22 protein-coding genes are annotated in these 17,622 nt (G+C 67.8%); 14 read left to right on the top strand and 8 right to left on the bottom strand.

Annotated elements, in window-relative coordinates; translation table 11 throughout:
- Positions 1-28: 28 nt before the first annotated feature.
- From PPZ50_RS05065 to PPZ50_RS05055, 3 genes are read left to right on the top strand one after another with little or no spacing between them, the layout of a single operon-like run.
- The gene (locus PPZ50_RS05065; protein WP_066693894.1) at positions 29-964 is read left to right on the top strand and encodes an ABC transporter ATP-binding protein; all 936 of its coding nucleotides are present in this window, start codon (positions 29-31) and stop codon (positions 962-964) included.
- Entirely contained in the window at positions 961-2,187 is a 1,227-nt protein-coding gene (locus PPZ50_RS05060) for an ABC transporter permease (RefSeq protein WP_066693897.1), read from the top strand. Before PPZ50_RS05065 ends, PPZ50_RS05060 begins: the two co-directional genes overlap by 4 nt.
- A 4-nt stretch (positions 2,188-2,191) precedes the next feature.
- Complete coding sequence (locus PPZ50_RS05055; RefSeq protein ID WP_066693898.1) at positions 2,192-3,517, top strand: S41 family peptidase; 1,326 nt, start codon at positions 2,192-2,194, stop codon at positions 3,515-3,517.
- On the opposite strand, the gene PPZ50_RS05050 is transcribed toward PPZ50_RS05055, so the two are convergent.
- Together PPZ50_RS05050 and PPZ50_RS05045 are read right to left on the bottom strand one after the other, a co-directional pair.
- Positions 3,498-4,220, bottom strand: coding sequence for a class I SAM-dependent methyltransferase (locus PPZ50_RS05050; protein ID WP_066693899.1), 723 nt, complete (start codon positions 4,218-4,220; stop codon positions 3,498-3,500). The two genes, PPZ50_RS05055 and PPZ50_RS05050, sit on opposite strands and share 20 nt — an antisense overlap.
- Before the next feature lies 1 nt (position 4,221).
- Complete coding sequence (locus tag PPZ50_RS05045; RefSeq protein WP_232308060.1) at positions 4,222-4,641, bottom strand: GtrA family protein; 420 nt, start codon at positions 4,639-4,641, stop codon at positions 4,222-4,224.
- A gap of 105 nt (positions 4,642-4,746) precedes the next feature.
- Here PPZ50_RS05045 and PPZ50_RS05040 point away from each other — a divergent pair, with 105 nt between their 5' ends.
- Together PPZ50_RS05040 and PPZ50_RS05035 are read left to right on the top strand one after the other, a co-directional pair.
- The gene (locus tag PPZ50_RS05040) at positions 4,747-6,564 is read left to right on the top strand and encodes an AcrB/AcrD/AcrF family protein (protein WP_232308061.1); all 1,818 of its coding nucleotides are present in this window, start codon (positions 4,747-4,749) and stop codon (positions 6,562-6,564) included.
- Positions 6,561-7,265: a GNAT family N-acetyltransferase gene (locus PPZ50_RS05035; RefSeq protein ID WP_066693903.1), complete on the top strand. Its 705-nt coding sequence runs from the start codon at positions 6,561-6,563 to the stop codon at positions 7,263-7,265. Before PPZ50_RS05040 ends, PPZ50_RS05035 begins: the two co-directional genes overlap by 4 nt.
- Positions 7,266-7,324: 59 nt before the next feature.
- Here PPZ50_RS05035 and PPZ50_RS05030 read toward each other — a convergent pair whose 3' ends face one another.
- The 4 genes from PPZ50_RS05030 to PPZ50_RS05015 all read right to left on the bottom strand — a co-directional run bounded on the left by PPZ50_RS05030 (position 7,325) and on the right by PPZ50_RS05015 (position 10,080).
- Positions 7,325-7,618 (bottom strand): hypothetical protein, encoded by a 294-nt coding sequence (locus tag PPZ50_RS05030; RefSeq protein ID WP_066693904.1) that lies wholly within the window; start codon positions 7,616-7,618, stop codon positions 7,325-7,327.
- Positions 7,619-7,742: 124 nt separating this feature from the next.
- Positions 7,743-8,129 (bottom strand): acyl-CoA thioesterase, encoded by a 387-nt coding sequence (locus PPZ50_RS05025; protein ID WP_055758154.1) that lies wholly within the window; start codon positions 8,127-8,129, stop codon positions 7,743-7,745.
- Positions 8,130-8,340: 211 nt separating this feature from the next.
- Entirely contained in the window at positions 8,341-9,339 is a 999-nt protein-coding gene (gene cobS, locus PPZ50_RS05020; protein WP_066693907.1) for a cobaltochelatase subunit CobS, read from the bottom strand.
- Between the two features lie 63 nt (positions 9,340-9,402).
- Positions 9,403-10,080: a winged helix-turn-helix transcriptional regulator gene (locus PPZ50_RS05015; RefSeq protein ID WP_066693910.1), complete on the bottom strand. Its 678-nt coding sequence runs from the start codon at positions 10,078-10,080 to the stop codon at positions 9,403-9,405.
- 70 nt (positions 10,081-10,150) lie between these two features.
- On the opposite strand from PPZ50_RS05015, the gene PPZ50_RS05010 reads away from it, so the two are divergent.
- From PPZ50_RS05010 to PPZ50_RS04985, 5 genes are read left to right on the top strand one after another with little or no spacing between them, the layout of a single operon-like run.
- A complete protein-coding gene (locus tag PPZ50_RS05010) occupies positions 10,151-10,576 on the top strand; it encodes a VOC family protein (protein ID WP_066693912.1) in 426 nt (141 codons plus the stop codon).
- Positions 10,573-11,262 (top strand): glutathione S-transferase family protein, encoded by a 690-nt coding sequence (locus tag PPZ50_RS05005; protein ID WP_066693914.1) that lies wholly within the window; start codon positions 10,573-10,575, stop codon positions 11,260-11,262. The genes PPZ50_RS05010 and PPZ50_RS05005 overlap by 4 nt, the downstream gene beginning before the upstream one ends.
- Positions 11,259-11,984: a DUF1428 domain-containing protein gene (locus PPZ50_RS18980; RefSeq protein ID WP_084401815.1), complete on the top strand. Its 726-nt coding sequence runs from the start codon at positions 11,259-11,261 to the stop codon at positions 11,982-11,984. Before PPZ50_RS05005 ends, PPZ50_RS18980 begins: the two co-directional genes overlap by 4 nt.
- On the top strand, positions 11,981-12,748 hold the full coding sequence (locus tag PPZ50_RS04990) for a VOC family protein (RefSeq protein ID WP_272815731.1): 768 nt from the start codon (positions 11,981-11,983) through the stop codon (positions 12,746-12,748). Before PPZ50_RS18980 ends, PPZ50_RS04990 begins: the two co-directional genes overlap by 4 nt.
- Positions 12,745-13,206: an SRPBCC domain-containing protein gene (locus PPZ50_RS04985; protein ID WP_126014013.1), complete on the top strand. Its 462-nt coding sequence runs from the start codon at positions 12,745-12,747 to the stop codon at positions 13,204-13,206. The genes PPZ50_RS04990 and PPZ50_RS04985 overlap by 4 nt, the downstream gene beginning before the upstream one ends.
- A gap of 177 nt (positions 13,207-13,383) precedes the next feature.
- Here the strand turns inward: PPZ50_RS04985 and PPZ50_RS04980 are convergent, their stop codons facing one another.
- On the bottom strand, positions 13,384-13,998 hold the full coding sequence (locus PPZ50_RS04980; protein ID WP_066693923.1) for a J domain-containing protein: 615 nt from the start codon (positions 13,996-13,998) through the stop codon (positions 13,384-13,386).
- 36 nt (positions 13,999-14,034) lie between these two features.
- On the opposite strand from PPZ50_RS04980, the gene PPZ50_RS04975 reads away from it, so the two are divergent.
- Genes PPZ50_RS04975 through PPZ50_RS04960 form a run of 4 tightly spaced genes read left to right on the top strand, consistent with a single transcriptional unit; the run spans position 14,035 to position 16,833 of the window.
- The gene (locus PPZ50_RS04975; protein WP_066693931.1) at positions 14,035-14,325 is read left to right on the top strand and encodes a BolA family protein; all 291 of its coding nucleotides are present in this window, start codon (positions 14,035-14,037) and stop codon (positions 14,323-14,325) included.
- Positions 14,322-15,026, top strand: a complete 705-nt coding sequence (locus PPZ50_RS04970; protein ID WP_066693933.1) for a glutathione S-transferase — start codon at positions 14,322-14,324, stop codon at positions 15,024-15,026. Before PPZ50_RS04975 ends, PPZ50_RS04970 begins: the two co-directional genes overlap by 4 nt.
- A complete protein-coding gene (locus PPZ50_RS04965) occupies positions 15,026-15,928 on the top strand; it encodes a pirin family protein (RefSeq protein WP_066693935.1) in 903 nt (300 codons plus the stop codon). Before PPZ50_RS04970 ends, PPZ50_RS04965 begins: the two co-directional genes overlap by 1 nt.
- Positions 15,925-16,833, top strand: coding sequence for an alpha/beta fold hydrolase (locus PPZ50_RS04960; RefSeq protein WP_066693940.1), 909 nt, complete (start codon positions 15,925-15,927; stop codon positions 16,831-16,833). The genes PPZ50_RS04965 and PPZ50_RS04960 overlap by 4 nt, the downstream gene beginning before the upstream one ends.
- A 259-nt stretch (positions 16,834-17,092) precedes the next feature.
- Here PPZ50_RS04960 and nusB read toward each other — a convergent pair whose 3' ends face one another.
- Positions 17,093-17,560: a transcription antitermination factor NusB gene (gene nusB / locus PPZ50_RS04955; protein WP_066693942.1), complete on the bottom strand. Its 468-nt coding sequence runs from the start codon at positions 17,558-17,560 to the stop codon at positions 17,093-17,095.
- Positions 17,561-17,622: the final 62 nt, after the last annotated feature.

Raw genomic sequence — 17,622 nt, 5'->3', positions numbered from 1 at the left:
TAAAGAGCGTCGTTGGAGGGGATAGCGGTTGCGCGACGATCATCTTGCCCGGAATGACCTGGCCCTGCACGCGACCGGGCTGGTCAAGCGGTTCGGCGACCGGCGGGTCGTCGACGGCATCGACCTGTCGGTGCCGACCGGCGCAGTGTACGGCGTGCTCGGCCCCAATGGCGCGGGCAAGACGACGACGCTGCGCATGTTGCTCGGCATCATCGAACCCGACGAAGGATCGCGCACGCTGCTGGGCTGCCGCTCCCCGCGCGACGCGTCCGATCGGGTCGGCTATCTGCCCGAGGAACGCGGCCTCTATCCCGGCATGAAGGCGCGCGAGGCGATCGCCTTCATGGGCGCGCTGCGTGGGCTGGACTGGTCGGCCGGGCGCAAGCGGGCGGCGGCGATGCTCGAACAGGCCGGCCTCGGCCATGCGGTCGATTCGAAGATCCGCAAGCTGTCCAAGGGCATGGCGCAGTTCGTCCAGCTGCTCGGCAGCGTCGTGCACCAGCCCGATTTTCTTGTCCTCGACGAACCCTTTTCCGGTCTCGACCCGGTCAACCAGGAACGGCTGGAAGCGCTGATCCGCGCCGAGCGCGACCGGGGCGCGACCATCCTGTTTTCCACGCACGTCATGGCCCATGCCGAACGGCTGTGCGACCGGCTATGCGTCATCGCCGGCGGCCGTCGCCGGTTCGAGGGGACTGTCGACGACGCCCGCGCGCTGCTGCCGATGAAGGCGCATTACGTGCCGCACCACCCCGCACCGGGCATCGCCGCGCTGCTGCCCGCCGATGCGCAGGAGGATCGCGGCGGCTGGCGCTTCACGCTGCCGGCGGACGGCATAGAGGGGATGCTGGTGCGGCTGATCGACGCGGGCTACGGCATTTCGGGCCTCTCGATAGAACGGCCCGGGCTGCACGACGCGTTCGTCCGCATCGTCGGCGACGCCGCGCGGGGGGAAGCGGCATGAGCGACACCGCCAAGCTGATCCGCCAGACCATGACCATCGCCCGCCGCGATTTTGCCGCGACGGTGATGACGCCGATGTTCCTCCTCTTCCTGCTCGCCCCGTTGCTGTTCGCCGGGTTCGGCGCGATGGGCAGCCTCGGCGCGATGACCGTGGGTCAGGGCGCGGAGGGCAAGGAAAAGCTCTACGCCATCGCCACGCCGGAGGATGCCGCGCGGCTGCGCGCCGCCGATGCGCTGATCCGCCCGGCGATTGCCCGCGAACGCGGCTTGCCGCCGCTGGCGACCGTCGCGCCCGCCGCCGATCCTGCCGCACAGGCGCGCGCCTTGCTGTCCGATCCCGACGTCGACGTGCCCTCGGTCCTCTATGGCCCGCTCGAGGCACCGCAGCTGATCCACGCCAATATCACGTCGACCACCGCGAGATATCTGGCGGCGATCGCGGAACAGGCGGTGCGTGACCGGCGTGCCGGCCTGTCCGGAGCGCCGCTGTCGCAACCGACCTTCACCCGCGTCGAACGCGACAGCACGTCGCTCGGCGGCAAGAGCGCAGCGGGCACCTTCGCCGTCGTCACCCTGTTCGTCGTCACGCTGATGCTGGCGGGACAGGCGGTCGGCACCATGGCGGAGGAACGCTCGAACAAGGTGATCGAGGTCCTGGCTGCCGCCGTGCCGCTGGAATCGGTGTTCCTCGGCAAGCTGATCGGCATGTTCGGCGTGGCGATCCTGTTCCTCGCCTTCTGGGCGGCGGTCGGGGCGAATATCGGCGCGCTGCTGCCGCCCGAATTCGCCGCAGGCCTGTCGGGCATCGCGCCCGCGATCGGCTTTCCCGGGTTCGTGCTGCTGTACATCCTCTATTTCACGCTCGCCTATATGCTGCTCGGATCGGTGTTCCTGACCGTCGGCGCGCAGGCATCGACCCCGCGCGAGATCCAGATGCTGTCGCTACCGATCACCATCTTCCAGATGGCGATGTTCGCCTTCGCGCTGGCCGCGATCGGACGGCCCGGCACCTGGATCGCGACGGCAGCCGAGCTGTTCCCGTTCAGCAGCCCCTTCGCCATGGCCGGCCGCGCCGCGACCAGCGCCGACATCTGGCCGCATGTCGCCGCCCTTGCATGGCAACTGCTATGGGTCGCGATCACGATCAGTCTGGGCGCGCGCCTGTTCCGGCATGGCGTGCTGCAATCGGCAGGTCCGAAGTTCAAATGGTTCCGGCGGGGCTGAGCGCTTGCCATTCGCCCGACGCCTGATCGCCCTGGCGGTTCTGCCGCTGACGCTTGGAGCAGCGCCCGCCGATCTCACCGGCACATGGCGGGCGGAAGGCTATGGCCAGCTCCTGACGGTAACGGCCGGACGCCCGGCGCTCTACCATGTCGCCGGCCCCTATTGTTACCCTGACCCCGATACGGATGCCGGGCAGACGATCGTCGATCAGGACGCGACGATGCTCGATCCCGACCAAGTCGCGTTTTCGGAAGGCCAGGGCCAGACGCGCTATGTGTACCGGCGGATCGCCGCCCTGCCCGCCGCCTGCTGGACCGCGCGCTCTTGGTCCAGCAGCGACATCGCCAGCCTCGTCGCGGCGACTTTCGCCGACCTCTACCCCCGGACACCCCCACGCAAGCGCCACCGTCGACAGCTCGCAAAGCGGCTTTCCGCGATCCCGACCGACAGCACCCCCGCAACGCTGTACGACCGATTGGCAGCGGCACTCGATCCGCTGGACGACGCGCACGTCTCGCTGTCGGCAACGATCGACGGCGAAGACCGAAGCATGGAGAGCGGCGAGGCGCCGACGCTGCGTGCCGCCCGGCTTGACCCGGCGCTCGGCGCCGATCCCGCCGCCCGCGAGCGCGCGTGGAACGACCGCTATCGCACCGGCATCACCGCCCTGCTGGACGGCGGCGGCCATCTCGTCGCGCGTCGCCGCATCCTGTGGGGGCGGATCGGCCGAATCGGCTATATCAACATCCTGACCATGGGCGGGTTCGCCGAACAGGGGCAGGGCGAACTGGCCGCGCTGGACGCCGCACTCGATGCGGCACTGACCGATTTCCGCGACCTGCCCGGCGTCATCGTCGACGTCAGCAACAATCGCGGCGGTTATGACAGCGTCAGTCTGCGGATCGCCGGACGATTCGCCAGCCGCCCGACCCTCGGCTTTGCCAAGGCCCCGGTCGGAACGAATAGATGGCAGCCGTTCCGCGTCGAACCGTCGTCGCGGATGCGCTACGCCGGCCGGGTGACGCTGCTGACCAGCGACATTACCGTCAGCGCAGGCGAAACCTTCACCCTCGCGATGCGCGCGCTGCCCCATGTCCGGCATGTCGGCGGCCGGACCCGCGGCGCGCTGTCCGACCAACTGGTGAAGCCGCTACCGAACGGCTGGAGCCTGACGCTCCCCGCCGAAGCCTATCGCGCTGCCGACGGGAAATTCTACGAAGGCACCGGCATTCCGCCGGCCCGCGCCCTATCCCCGTTCCTGCCCGACCATGCCAGCGTCGTCGCCCGCCTCGCCTCGGCGATGACGGACGCTACTTGGTCACCAAGGTAACGATCGACAGCCCCGGCGGCATCGGCAAGCGCCCCAGCAGATGCCGTTCCAGCCGGAAGATCGCCTCGAACGCCTTGTTCAGCGGCTTGGGCGGCGGCGAGTCGTCGCTGTCGTCCTTGCCGGTCAGCTTGCCCGCGACCCGCGCCGCGACGGCGGCGGGAAACAGCAGCGAGTTGAAATAGCGCAGGCCGTTATGCTTCAGGCCCGCATCGGCAATCGCCTTGGCCAGCGTCGCCTTCGAATAGCGGCGATGATGATGGTTCACCACGTCGTGTGCGCTCCACATCCACTGGTGCGCCGGGACGGTGACCAGGATCTTGCCGCCGGGTGCCAACCGCTCGGCCATGCCGCGAAACGTCGCGACATCGTCCTCGATATGCTCGACGACGTCGAGGACCGCGATCATGTCATAGGTGCCAGTCACCCCCGCCAGCGTCGGCAGCGGCGCGGTGCCGACCGGCTTGCCCAGCCGCTCGCTGGCGATGGCGCGCGCCGCCGGATCGATCTCGATCGCGTCGACCTCGCCGAACGCCCCCAGCATCGGCAAATTGTGCCCGGTGCCGCAACCGATCTCGAGGATGCGCGAGCCCGGCTTCAACCCGGCATAGCGCTCGACATAGTCGGCCAGGATTTCGCGCCGCGCGCGATACCACCAATGCGTCGAGTCGTGCGCCGCCATGCGGTCATAAACGATGCGGTCCATCTTATCCGAATACCCATGAACGGTTGAGCGCGAAGGTGGCGAAGGGCGTGACCAGCACGGCGGGGACCAGCGGGCTCCAGTCGGGCAACCCGCCCAGATCGACCATGCCGAAGGTGAAGAGGCCGTTCAGCACCATGCCGAACCCCTGCACAAGCACGAACTTGATCGGCTGTTCGGCACCCTCGGTCCGCGTGCCATGGCCCTGAAAGCTCCAGCGGCCGTGCGCGAACCAGCCGAAGGTCGCCGCGACCACGAAGGCCGGGATCACCGCGACGAACGCATAGCCGGTCGGCAGGACATGATAGACCAGCGGCAGATACACCGCCGAATAGACCGCCGTCGCCAACAGTCCGACGATGCCGAAGCGGATCAACTGCCCCAGCACCCCATCCGCCATCAACCGTTCGATCCGCGCGATCACCCGCGTGCCACCCTTGTCCTTTGCGCGCCATCCGATACAGCGCGCCTGTTGCCACCATGGCAGGACAGCCGCCGTAGAATGCGTGGCGGCTTGGGGAAAGCGATTTTGACCGACACGCCCGCGCGCCTCACCGAACTCGACCGTCACTGGCGGCGCTGGCTGCTGCTCGCCTGGGTGGTGATCGCCGCGTGGTTCCTGTGGCAACGCTGGAACGCAGTCCATTGGCTGGCCCTGTCCGACACCGACGACAATATGCGCCTGATGCAGGTGCGTGCGTGGCTGGGCGGTCAGGGCTGGTACGACCTGCGCCAATACCGGCTGAACCCGCCGGGGGGATTGGACATCCACTGGTCGCGCCTGGTCGACCTGCCGATCGCGGGGCTGATCCTGTTGCTCAAGCCCTTTGCCGGGCCGGTCTGGGCAGAAAAGCTCGCGGTCGGCATCGCGCCGCTCTTGCCGATGGGCGTGGCGATGGCGGCGCTGGCGGTGACGGTGCGGCGGCTGGTGTCGCCGGTGGCATGGCCGTTCGCGATCCTGTTCCTGCTCGGCTGTTCGTCGACGCTGCTGATGTTCATGCCCGAACGCATCGACCATCATGGTTGGCAGCTCGCCTGCCTCGCCTGGACGGTCGCCGGCCTTGCCGATCCGAAACAGGCGCGCGGCGGCATGGTCGTCGGCCTGTCCTCGGCGCTATCGCTGACCATCGGGCTCGAACTCCTGCCCTATTGCGCGATGGCCGGTGCGATCGTCGCCCTGCGCTGGGTCTGGGAGCGGGCGGAGGCACGCCGCTTGACCGTCTATGGCGCGACGCTGGCGGGGGCGAGCGCGATCGGTTTCGTCGCCTTCGCCTCCAACGCCAATTACGCGATGCGCTGCGACGCGCTGACCCCGGTGTGGCTGTCGGCGGTGGTCGCGGGTGGCGCGCTGCTGGTGCTGCTGGCATGGATCGCGCCCGAAAACCGCCTCGTCCGTCTCGCGCTGGCGCTGGTCGCCGGCGGCGCGCTGGCCGGCGCCTTTGCCGCGCTGTTCCCGCAATGCCTGCAACGTCCCGAAGGCGTGTCGGAGGAGCTGGCCCGCACCTGGCTGAACAATGTGCGCGAGGCCAAGCCGCTCTATTCGATGCCCGGCCGCACCATTCTGCCGATCGTCACCGGACCGATCATCGGCCTCCTCGGCACCATCTTCGCCACGTGGCGCGCACGCCGGTCGCCGACGCTCGTGCCATGGGCGGCGATCACGCTGTTCACCGCCTTCGCCGTCGCGATGCTGTTCTGGCAGATCCGCGCCGGCCCGGCGGCACAGCTGCTGGCGGTGCCCGGCGCGGTCGCCCTCGCCTGGGTGCTGCTGCCATGGCTGCTGTCGCGCAATAGTGCGATCGTGCGGGTACTCGGCAGCGTCGCGGCGGTGCTGGTGCTGGGCAGCTTCGCGGTCGATCCGGTGGTGCGTGCACTCTCCAGCCTGCCCGCCGCCGGTGTCGGCAAGAGCGTGCGCATCAAGCCGCAGGACGCCCGCACCAAGCAGGTGCTCCGCGCGGGCGCCCGCTGCGCCAGCCTGCCCGCGCTACAGGCGCTGAACCGGATTCCGGCGGCGGTAATGTTCACCCATGTCGATCTCGGGCCCCGCCTGATCGTCGCGACGCATCATGACGGCATCACCGGCCCGTACCATCGCAACGGCGACGCGATCCTCGACGTGCATCACGCGTTCCAGGGCGATCCGGACAATTTCCGCACCATCGCCCGGCGGCATGGCGCGACCTATCTGCTGACCTGCCCCAACATGGCGGAGACGACCGTTTACCGCGCCCGCTCGCCCGGCGGCTTCTACGACCTGCTGGCGCATGGCAAGGTGCCGGGATGGCTGACCCCGGTGCCGCTGCCCAAGGGGTCGCCGCTCAAGCTGTGGCGGATCGACTATCGATGATCCCGCCCGCCGTTATCGAGTATTGGCAACAGGCGTTCGGCAGCGGCCGATGCGTATTCGACGACGGCCGGGTTTCGCTGCGCAGCGACGAGTCGCTCGGCGAAACCTATGTCATGATCCTGACGCGGCGCGACGGGACGGCGGCGGTCGCCATCGCCCCGGCGCTTGCCCGGCGCACCGGCCTGTCCGACACGACGCCGATGCGGATCGCCGCGATCCGGGCGAGGCTGTCGGAGCATGGCATACGCCTGCACGATCCCGATCACCTCTTCTATCGTGTGCCCTCACCGGGACGTTCGTCGGGGCAGCACACCGTCCGCCGGCTCGGCCCCGGCGACCGCCACGCGTTCGAGCAATTTCGCGACGCAGCCTCGGCGCAGGACATGGACGCAGCATGGGTCGAATTCGACCATCCAGTCGTGTTCGGCGGGTTCGACGGCGACCGGATCGTTTGCGCCGCCAGCATGTTGCGCTGGCACGAAAGCCCGCTCGGCGATCTCGGCGTGCTGACCCTGCCGGAGGCGCGCGGTCGCGGTCTGGGCCGCGCGGTCGTCGGCGCGATCGCCGACCATGCCGTCGAGTCGGGGCTGGAACCGCAATATCGCTGTCAGACCGACAATCTCGCCTCGATCGCCCTCGCCCGATCGGCCGGGTTCGAATCGCTCGGCGAATGGGAAGTCATCCGCACGCCGCACGACTGAACGCAAAACGCCCGCCCCTTTTCAGGGACGGGCGTCGCGACCCGGGAAGGTCGTCGCGCTTAGCGGGCGGCAACCACCGCGGCGCTCGGCAGCGGCTTGGCGATGCGGAAGCGGACCGCGCGGCCGCCGACGTCGCCGGTCACGGTGCGGTCGCGCACCACCAGGCGGAACGGTTCGCCGGTCGTCTTGACGGTGCCCGAGAGGACGGTCTCGCCCTTGTCGGTGACGCTGCGATTATAGTCGAACTTGTACCCGTCGCGCTCGATCTCGTTGGCCGAGGCGAGGGTCGGGATCAACATGCCCGCAGCGACGAGGGCAACGCGAAAGGCGGCGGCGGCGGCAAAGCTGCGCATGGGTCTGTCTCCGGTCGGTTGAAGGTTCGACGCTCGGGCGTCGTTCGTTGACCGGAGATATGATTGGTGCAGCGCAACATCGCAACTGCACAGGTTCTTACCGCAATTGCAGAAAACGAAATCGTTATTCGGGCAGGAAACGATGCACCACGTCGCGCGCCAGCCGCGCCGGACGCTTGGTGATGGCATCCAGCGAACACCAGGTACTCTGCACCTCGGCCAGCACCTCCTCGCCGCGCTTGATCAGCGTGGAGAAATAAGCCCGCACGCCCTCCACCCGTTCGGCCACCACCGTGGCGACGATCGGATCGTCGAGGAAGGCGGGCCGGCGATAGGTGATCTCGTGCTTCAGCGCGACCCACAGATGCTTGGCGACCGCATCGGCCGGGGCGACCCGCTCCCAATAGGCGACCACCGCGTCCTGTACCCATGACAGGTACACGGCATTGTTGACGTGCCCCATATGGTCGATGTCGCCCGGAGCGACGGCAAGCGGATGCTGATGTGCCATGGGGAGAGCGTGGGGGTTGCTGACACGGGAGTCAATGAGAGTCGCGGCGGATTGGGCGATTGCGACACCCTTATGACGGCCCGCGCCGGCCACTATCCCTGCCGCGACTACCCGACCCTATCGTCACCCCGGACTTGATCCGGGGTCCCGCTTCTTCTGCTGCTGTCGGTAAAAGCGGGACCCCGGGTCAAGCCCGGGGTGACGGAACAGGTTACGCCTTGCCCACCACGCTCTCGGGCAGGTCCTTGCCGAACACCCGCTGATAATATTCCGCGACCAGCGCCCGCTCCGCCTCGTCGCACTTGTTCAGGAACGACAGGCGGAACGCGAAACCGACGTCACCGAAGATCAGCGCGTTCTGCGCCCAGGTGATGACCGTCCGCGGCGACATGACCGTCGAGATATCGCCGTTGACGAAGCCGCGCCGGGTCATGTCGGCCACGCGCACCATCTTCTCGACCGTCTCCTTGCCGCCGACCTTGTCGTACTCGCCCGACTTGGCGAGCACGATCCGCGCCTCGGTCGCGGCGGGCAGGTAGTTCAGCGTGACGACGATGTTCCACCGGTCCATCTGCCCCTGGTTGATCTGCTGCGTGCCGTGATACAGCCCGCTCGTATCGCCCAGACCGACCGTGTTGGCGGTCGCGAACAGCCGGAAATACGGGTTCGGCCGGATCACGCGGTTCTGGTCGAGCAGCGTCAGCTTGCCCTCGGTCTCCAGCACGCGCTGGATCACGAACATCACATCGGGGCGGCCCGCGTCATATTCGTCGAACACCAAAGCGGTCGGCGTCTGCAGCGCCCAGGGCAGCAACCCCTCGCGGAACTCGGTGACCTGCTGCCCGTCCTTCAGCACGATCGCGTCGCGTCCGATCAGGTCGATCCGGCTGATATGCGCGTCGAGGTTGATGCGGATGCACGGCCAGTTCAGCCGCGCCGCGACCTGTTCGATATGGGTCGACTTGCCGGTGCCGTGATAGCCCTGCACCATCACCCGCCGGTTGTGCGCAAAGCCCGCCAGGATCGCCAGCGTCGTGTCGGGATCGAACACATAGGCCGGATCTGCATCGGGCACGCGTTCGTCGGCGACCGAAAAGGCGGGGACTTCGAGGTCGCTGTCGATGCCGAACATCTCGCGCACCTTCACCATCCGGTCGGGCGCGCTCAGGATCGTGGTTTCGGACGGCTGGGGCAGGGTATCGGTGGTCATGCGGGCCTTTCGCGTGGGCGCGTATTGATGCGCCGCAGCGGTCTTTAGGACGAAGCGGGCCGCCTACTCAACCTTCGGCGGCAATCGGAACAGCGTCGTGAACCGTTCGGCGATGGCGCGGTTCCCCTCCAGCGCGATTGCCCCTTCGGCCACCGCCGCCGACAAAGGCTTCGCGCCGAACACGACCGGCAGGAACGCCGAAGGGCGGCCGGACAAGGTTGCGTCCGCCGCTCCCAGCCCCCGCGTCACCGACAGCGCCCCGGACGCCAGTTCGGCGACATAGGGATCGTCGCCCAGCCGGAACGCGACCGTCGCGCACCAGTCCCCTGCCCGCTCCGGCACCAGCAGCATCTTCAGCGCCAGCATCAGCGACACCGCCGAAAACGGCAGCGAGGGATCGTGCGTCGGCGACCGGAGCGCCCATTTCGCCAGCGCCAGCACCACCGGCTCCGCCTCATAGCCCCAGCGGGTCAGCGCATAGACCTGCGCATTGGCGGGCGGCGGCAGGCGCAGCCGCTCGACGATCCCCGCCGCCTCCAGTCCCGCCAGCCGCTGCGTCAGGACGTTGGCGCTGATCCCGGGCAGGCCGGCGCGTATCTCCCCGAACCGGCGCGGCCCCAGCAGCAGCTCGCGGATCAGCAGCAGCGCCCAGCGTTCGCCGACATATTCCATGCCCAGCGCCGCGCCGCAGGCATCGTCATAGCGCCGCTTGGCATCAATAGTTACTTTTTCTAACTCCATCGTTGCTTTTTCTAACCCCGACGCGCATCCAATACAAACAGCGATTCGGTTGAGCCGGGGAGAGGGTGCCATGCCGAAGATGATTTTCGTGAACCTCGCGGTCGCCGATGTGCCCGCGGCGACGCGCTTCTACGAAGCGATCGGCTTCGTGAAGGACGGCCGATTCTCGAACGAACGCGGGTCGGGCATGACCTGGTCGGAGAGCATCCACGTCATGCTGCTCGACCGCGCCTTCTACGCGACCTTCACGCCCAAGCGGATCATCGATGCGAAGACCGAAAGCGGCGTGCTGCTCGCCCTCTCGTTCGACGACCGTGCCGGCGTCGACGCGATCACCGAGGCCGCATTGGCGGCGGGCGGGCGCGAACTGCACGATCCCGAGGACGAAGGCTATATGTACAGCCGCGCGTTCGAGGACCTCGACGGTCATGGCTGGGGTCCGTTCACCATGGACATGGCGGCGGCGGAGGCCGCCCATGCGGAGGGCGCGGCATGACCCGCCCGGTCATCACCGCCTTCGACTGGGTGCCTGATTTCGCGCAGGGCCAGGTCCGCGACCTGCGCGTCCGCTGGATATTGGAGGAAGCGGGCCGGCCCTATGACGTCCACTATCTGTCGCAGGGCGCGCAGAAGCGTTCCGACCACCGCGCGCGCCAGCCCTTCGGACAGGTGCCGACCTATCAGGACGGCGACCTGACGCTGTTCGAATCGGGCGCGATCGTGCTGCACCTTGCCGAACGCCACGGCGTGTTGCTGCCGACCGATCCGGCGGGCAAGGCACGCGCGACCGAATGGCTGTTCGCCGCGCTCAATACCGTCGAACCGCCGATCATGGACCATGCCGTCGCCACCCTGTTCGAACGCGACGAACCCTGGTCGAAACCGCGCCTGCCCGCGATCGACGCGCGCATCGCCGAACGCTTTGGCGAGGTCGCGGCGCGGCTGGGCGACCGGGAATGGTATGACGGCGCGTTCAGCATCGGCGACCTGATGATGGTCGCGGTGCTGCGGATCATGGAGGGCAGCGAACAGCTCGCCGCGCATCCGACGCTCGTCACCTATGTCGAACGCGGCACCGCCCGCCCCGCCTTTCACCGCGCGCTCGCCGCGCAACTGGCCGGGTTCACCGGCAAACCGCCCGCCGGCTATGCCGAATGGGTGGCCAAGGGAGACTGTGCATGACCTATATCGACGGGTTCGTGACCCCGGTGCCACGCGCCAACCGCGCGGCTTACGAAGCCCATGTCGCGCAGGCGGCGGCGATCTTTGCCGATCTCGGCGCGACGCGCCTGGTCGAATGCCGGGGCGACGACGTGCCGGCGGGCACCCATACCGGCTTCGCGCGCTCGGTCGCGCTGGCCGATGATGAGGAGGTGCTGTTCAGCTGGATCGAATATCCCGACCGTGCGACCCGCGACCGCGTCGGCGCGGCGATGATGGCCGATCCGCGCATGGCCGAACTCGACATGCCGTTCGATGGCAAGCGCATGATCTATGGCGGGTTCGACGGGGTGATGGTCAGCGGCGACGACGCCACGCCCGGCTATGTCGATGGCTGCCTGACCCCGGTCCCGGCCGACAGCCAGGACGCCTATCTCGCCTTCTCGGCCGAATCGGCGCAGGTCTTCCGCGATCACGGTGCGCTGCGCGTCGTGGAGGGTTGGGGCGACGACGTGCCGCCGGGCAAGCACACCGACTATGCCCGCGCCGTCGATCTCCGGGATGGGGAGGTCGCCTGCTATTCGTGGATCGAATGGCCGTCAAAGGACGTGCGCGACAGCGGCTGGCAGGCGATGATGGCCGACCCGCGCATGGCCGACCGCGCCCTGCCCTTCGACGGGAAGCGCATGGTCTATGGCGGCTTCACCCCCATCTTCGATCGACACATGGGAGCAGGCGCATGAACCGCCGGGGCGATTTCGTCTGGTACGAATTGCTGACCCGCGACGTCGATGCGGCAGCCGCCTTCTATGGGGACGTCGTCGGCTGGACCGTGCAGGATTCCGGCACGCCCGGCATCGACTATCGCCTGTTCACCACCGCCGCCGGCATTCCCGTCGCCGGGCTGATGGCGATGCCGCCGGGCATGCCGGCCTCGACCTGGCTCGGCTATGTCGCGGTGGACGATGTCGATGCGGCCGCGGCCGATTTCGTCGCGAACGGCGGTACGCAGCACATGCCGCCCATGTCGATGCCCGGCGTCGGCCGCATGGCGATGCTGACCGATCCGCAGGGCGCCGCGCTCTACCTGATGCGCAGCGAAAGCGCCGAACCCAGCGCATCGTTTCAGGATGCGAACGGCGCGACGCCCGGCCATTTCGTATGGAACGAACTGACCGCCCCCGATCAGGACCGGGCCATCGCCTTCTATACCGCCCGCTTCGGCTGGCGACAGGAAGGTGCGATGCCGATGGGTCCGCTCGGCGAGTATAAATTCCTGCTGAGCGGCGATACGGCGATCGGCGCGGCAATGGGCACCTTCCCCGGCGCCCAGCCCGGCTGGCAATATTATGCGATGGTCGCCGATATCGACCATGCCGCGGCACGGATCACGGCGGGCGGCGGCACGATCCTGCAGGGTCCCGACCAGATCCCCGGCGGCAGTTACTCGGTCGTCGCCAGCGACCCTATGGGAGCACACTTCGGACTGGTAGGATCACGCCCATGATCCCTGAACACGAACTCGCCATCGAACGCCGCATCCCCGCCCCCGTCGAAACCGTATGGCGGGCCTGGACCGACCATCTGCCCAAATGGTGGGCGCCGCGTCCGTGGACGACCGAACTGCTCGGCCTCGACCTCGTACCCGGCGGCCGTTTCGCCACCACGATGCGCGGGCCCAATGGCGAGGCGATGACCGGCGAGGGCGTGATCCTCGACGTCGTGCCCCACGAACGCATCGTGTTCACCAACGCCTTCGCACCGGGCTGGATACCGCAGCCGCAGCGGCTGACCTTCGTCGGCGTCTTCACCTTCGAAGCCGATGGCGACGGCGCCACCCTCTACCGCGCCGCGGCCCGGCACTGGGACGACGAGACGGCGAAGATGCACGCCGAAATGGGGTTCGAGGGCGGCTGGGCGATGGTCGCGCAACAGCTGGAGGCGGTGGCGCTCGGGTTGGGGTGAGCCACCCTCACCAGTCACCATTTCCCCACTCCGTTTGCTTCGAGCGCAGGTTCGAGCCTGTCGAGAACCGAAGTCGAGAAGGGGTTGCCCCAAACACAGGGTTCTCGACGGACGCTTCTCGACAAGCTCGAAGCTGCTCGAACCAAACGGGGTGGGTAATGGGGGGCAGTAAGCCCCTCACGCAAACGCAGCCGCCCCCTTCAACTGCTGATACGCCGCAATCACCTTCTGCAACGCCGCCTCATGGCTGCGATCCCCGCCATTGCGGTCGGGATGATATTGCCGCACCAGCTCCGAATAGCGCTTGCGCAGGCCCGTCCGGTCGACATCGACCGCCAGCCCCATGACCTTCAGCGCCGACCGGTCCGCCGGGCTGAGCGGCCGCCCGTCCTGCCGCTCGGCCCGCGCCTCGCGCACACCCCGGAACTTCGCGCCGATCGCATCCAGCGGATCGGCGAAGTCGGCCCAGGCCGGCCCCGGATCGGTTCCCGCCCGTGCAAAGGCGCGCGTCTCCCGCTCCCATCCGGCATAGGGCCGCTGCGCATCGTGGATCTCCTCCGCGGTCATGCCGGCGAAGTAGTTATACCCCGCGTTGAACGCGCGGATATGGTCGAGGCAGAACCAGCGATAGGCGCTCGGCCGGTCGCCGCCCTGCGGTGCGCCCTCCAGCGGCGGCGCGCGGAACTCGCCCGCCTCCGGGCACCCCGGCACCTCACACGGCCGCCCGTTCGCTTCGACCCGCCCATGGAACCGGGCATTGGGGCGATCCTTCGATATTCTCTCGCGCGCCACGCGACTCCCTCTGGCAAAGCGCGTTATATAGGTCGCATGACCGACACCGCCACCATTCCGCTCGCCGACCTGATCGCCACCCGCCTGACGGATGCCCTGTCGCCGACAACACTCACCGTCACCAACGACAGCCACCACCATGCCGGCCATATGGGCGACGACGGTACGGGAGAGACCCATTTCTCGGTCGATATCGTCGCCGATGCCTTTGCCGGACAGTCGCGCGTCGCGCGGCAGCGGCTGGTCAATCGCGCGCTGGCCGATCTGCTCGCGACCCGCATTCATGCGCTGGCGATCCGCGCCCGCGCGCCCGGAGACGCCGATTGATCTACGACCTGTGGTACTGGCCCACCATCCAGGGGCGCGGCGAGTTCGTCCGCCTGCCGATGGAGGCCGCCGGCATCGACTATCGCGACTGCGCCCGGATTGAGGGGGTGGAGGCGATGCAGCGCCACCTCGCACGCCAGCCCCGCGCGCCCTTCGCCCCGCCCTTCCTCGAACTCGAAGGGATGCGCCTGGCGCAGGTCGCCAACATCCTGCAATATCTGGGCGAGCGCCACGGCCTTGCCCTCTCCAGCATCCGCGACCGGCAATGGGCGAACCAGTGGCAGCTGACCATCGCCGATCTGATCGCCGAAGTGCACGCGGTCCATCACCCGGTCGCCATGTCGGCCTATTATGACGAACAGCGCCCGGAATCGGCGCGCGCGGCGCAGCAGTTCCTGCAGGAACGCCTGCCCAAATATCTGGGCTATTTCGAAACCCTGATCAGCGAACATGGCGGGGCATGGGCGATCGACCATCGCTGGACCTATGTCGACACCTCGCTGTTCCAGCTGGTCGAGGGGCTGCGCTACGCCTTTCCGCAGCGCATGGCTACGCTCACCGGCGACATCCCGCGCCTGATCGACATTCGCGACCGGGTCGCCGAACTGCCCGGAATCGCCGCCTATCTTGCCAGCGACCGCCGGATCGCGTTCAATACGGACGGCATCTTCCGCCATTATACCGAACTGGACGCCGACTGATGGAAAACGACCGCTTCTTCCTTCAGACGATTCAGCCGGTCACCCACGATCTCGGCGGGTTCAAGGTGCACCGCACCCTGCCGACCAGGACCCGTACGATGGTCGGCCCGTTCATCTTCTTCGATCAGATGGGCCCGGCCGAACTCGACCCCGGACAAGGGATCGACGTGCGCCCCCATCCGCACATCAACTTGGCCACCGTCACCTATCTGTTCGGCGGGGCGATCGACCATCGCGATTCGCTGGGCACCTTCGCCCGGATCGAACCCGGCGCGGTCAATCTGATGACCGCCGGCCACGGCATCGTCCATTCCGAACGCTCCCCTGCCGACGAGCGTGCCGGCGGCCCGCTCCTCTCGGGCATCCAGACGTGGCTGGCGGTGCCGGAGTCCCATGAGGAAATGGACCCCGCGTTCGAACATGTCGAAGCTGCGAAGCTGCCGGTCGTCTCCGCCAGCGGCGCGACCGCGCGCGTCGTCATGGGCGATTTGTGGGGCGCGTCGGCCCCGACCACCCAGTACGCCGCGACCATCTATGCCGATATCGTGCTGGAGCCGAACGGCGCGATCCCGATCGACGCCGGCGCCGACGAACGCGCGCTCTACCTGACGCACGGCGATGCGGCGCTCGACGGTGTGAACCTCGAACCGATGACGCTCTACGTGCTGCGCCCCGGCATCGCCGCCACGCTGCGCTCGTCCGCCGGCGCACGCGTGATGCTGTGCGGCGGGGAAGCCTTCACCACCCCACGCTTCGTGTGGTGGAATTTCGTCTCCTCGCGCCGCGACCGCATCGATCAGGCGAAACAGGATTGGAAGGCGGGCAACTTCCCGAAGGTGCCCGACGATTCGGAAGAGTTCATTCCGATTCCCGAAATTCCCAAGACGGTGAGCTATCCATGACCGAACTGCGCCGCATCGCGCTGTCGACCGGCGTCGCGCTCGATGTGGCGATCGCCGGGAACCCCGCGCATCCGGCGCTGATCTTCCTCCACGGCTTTCCCGAATCGCACCGGACATGGCGGCACCAGCTGCCCGAATTCGCCCGCGACCATCATGTCGTCGCCCCCGACCAGCGCGGCTTCGCCAAGTCCGATAAGCCGCCGGCAGTCGCGGACTATGCCCCGGCGCGCATCGTCGCCGACCTGATCGCACTGGCCGACGCGCTCGGGATCGCCCGCTTCACGCTGGTCGGCCATGACTGGGGCGGCGCGATCGCATGGATGGCCGCGCTCAACCATCCCGACCGTATCGAGCGGCTCGTGATCTGCAACGCCCCGCATCCTTTGGTCTTCCAGCGCTCGCTGTTCGACGATCCCGATCAGCGTGCCGCGAGCCAGTATATGACCCGGTTCCGCGATACGTCGCTGGACAAGGGGTTGACGGGGACCGGCCTGGAACATTTCTTCACGAACGGCTTCGCCCGGTTCGTCACCCGCGCCATCGCGGGCGAGGACAAGGCGGCCTATCTCGACGAATGGGGCAATCCCGGCGCGATGACCGCAATGCTCAACTGGTATCGCGCTTCCCCGATCATCGTCCCCGCGCCCGGCGAACAGCCCGACCGCCCGGCATGGCTCGACGGCCCCTTCCCGCCGATACCCCAGCCGACATTGGTGATCTGGGGCATGCAGGACCATGCGTTGCTGCCGGTGCAGCTCGACGCGTTGCCCGGCTATGTCCCCGACCTGCGCGTGGTGAAGGTGGAAGCCGGGCATTTCGTGCCGTGGGAGGCACCGGAGGCGGTGAATGCGGCGTTGCGAGGGTGGCTCGGCTCTGCGGCGGACAGACCCGTTCGTCCTGAGTAGCCATTGAGCTTGTCGAAATGGCGTATCGAAGGACCTCGACAGGTACTTCGATACGGGTCTTCGACTGCGCTCAGCCCCTACTCAGCATGAACGGTCGGGATAGGCGCCCCTCTTGCCACCCACCCGTTCAGTTCGAGCAGCTTCGAGCGAAGTCGAGAAGCGTCCGTCGAGAACCCGGTCGCTCGGGGCACCCCCTTCTCGACTACGGTTCTCGACAAGCTCGAACCTCCGCTCGAAGCAAACGGAGGGGCGGGAGAAACTACCCCCGAACCTGCTTCGCCACCGAATCGAGCAGCCCGTTCACGAACCCCTTCTCGCGCCGGTCGTAGAACGCATCCGCCACGTCGAGATATTCGCTGATGACCGCCGCCACCGGCACATCCGCCCGCGCCAGCAACTCATAGGTCCCCGCGCGCAGGATCTGGCGCATCGGCTTGTCCAGCCGCTCGATCGTCCACCCGGACGACAGCTTGGTCGAAATCAGCGCGTCGATCTCCTCGCGGCGGGCATCGACGCCCTTGACCACATCGTCGAAGAAATGGACGTCGGCCTCGGCATATTCGACGTCCTCGATCGTCGCGCCCAGCCGGTGCTGGTGGAATTCGTGGAGCAGCGCCGGGATCGGCGTCGCTTCCATCTCATGCTGGTACAGCGCCTGCACGGCGGCCAACCGGGCGGCGGCGCGGGCCTGACGGGCGCCTCGCGGACGGGAAGTCTTGCTGGTCATAAGCGCCGCCCCATAGCGCCACCTTGGGTGGCAAGTCGAGGGGGCGCTTTCCTACAGCCGCG

Source organism: Sphingomonas hankookensis (assembly GCF_028551275.1).
GTDB lineage: Bacteria > Pseudomonadota > Alphaproteobacteria > Sphingomonadales > Sphingomonadaceae > Sphingomonas > Sphingomonas hankookensis_A.
The sequence above is the reverse complement of the archived record's forward strand: the minus strand, read 5'-3'. Positions and strand labels throughout refer to the sequence as shown.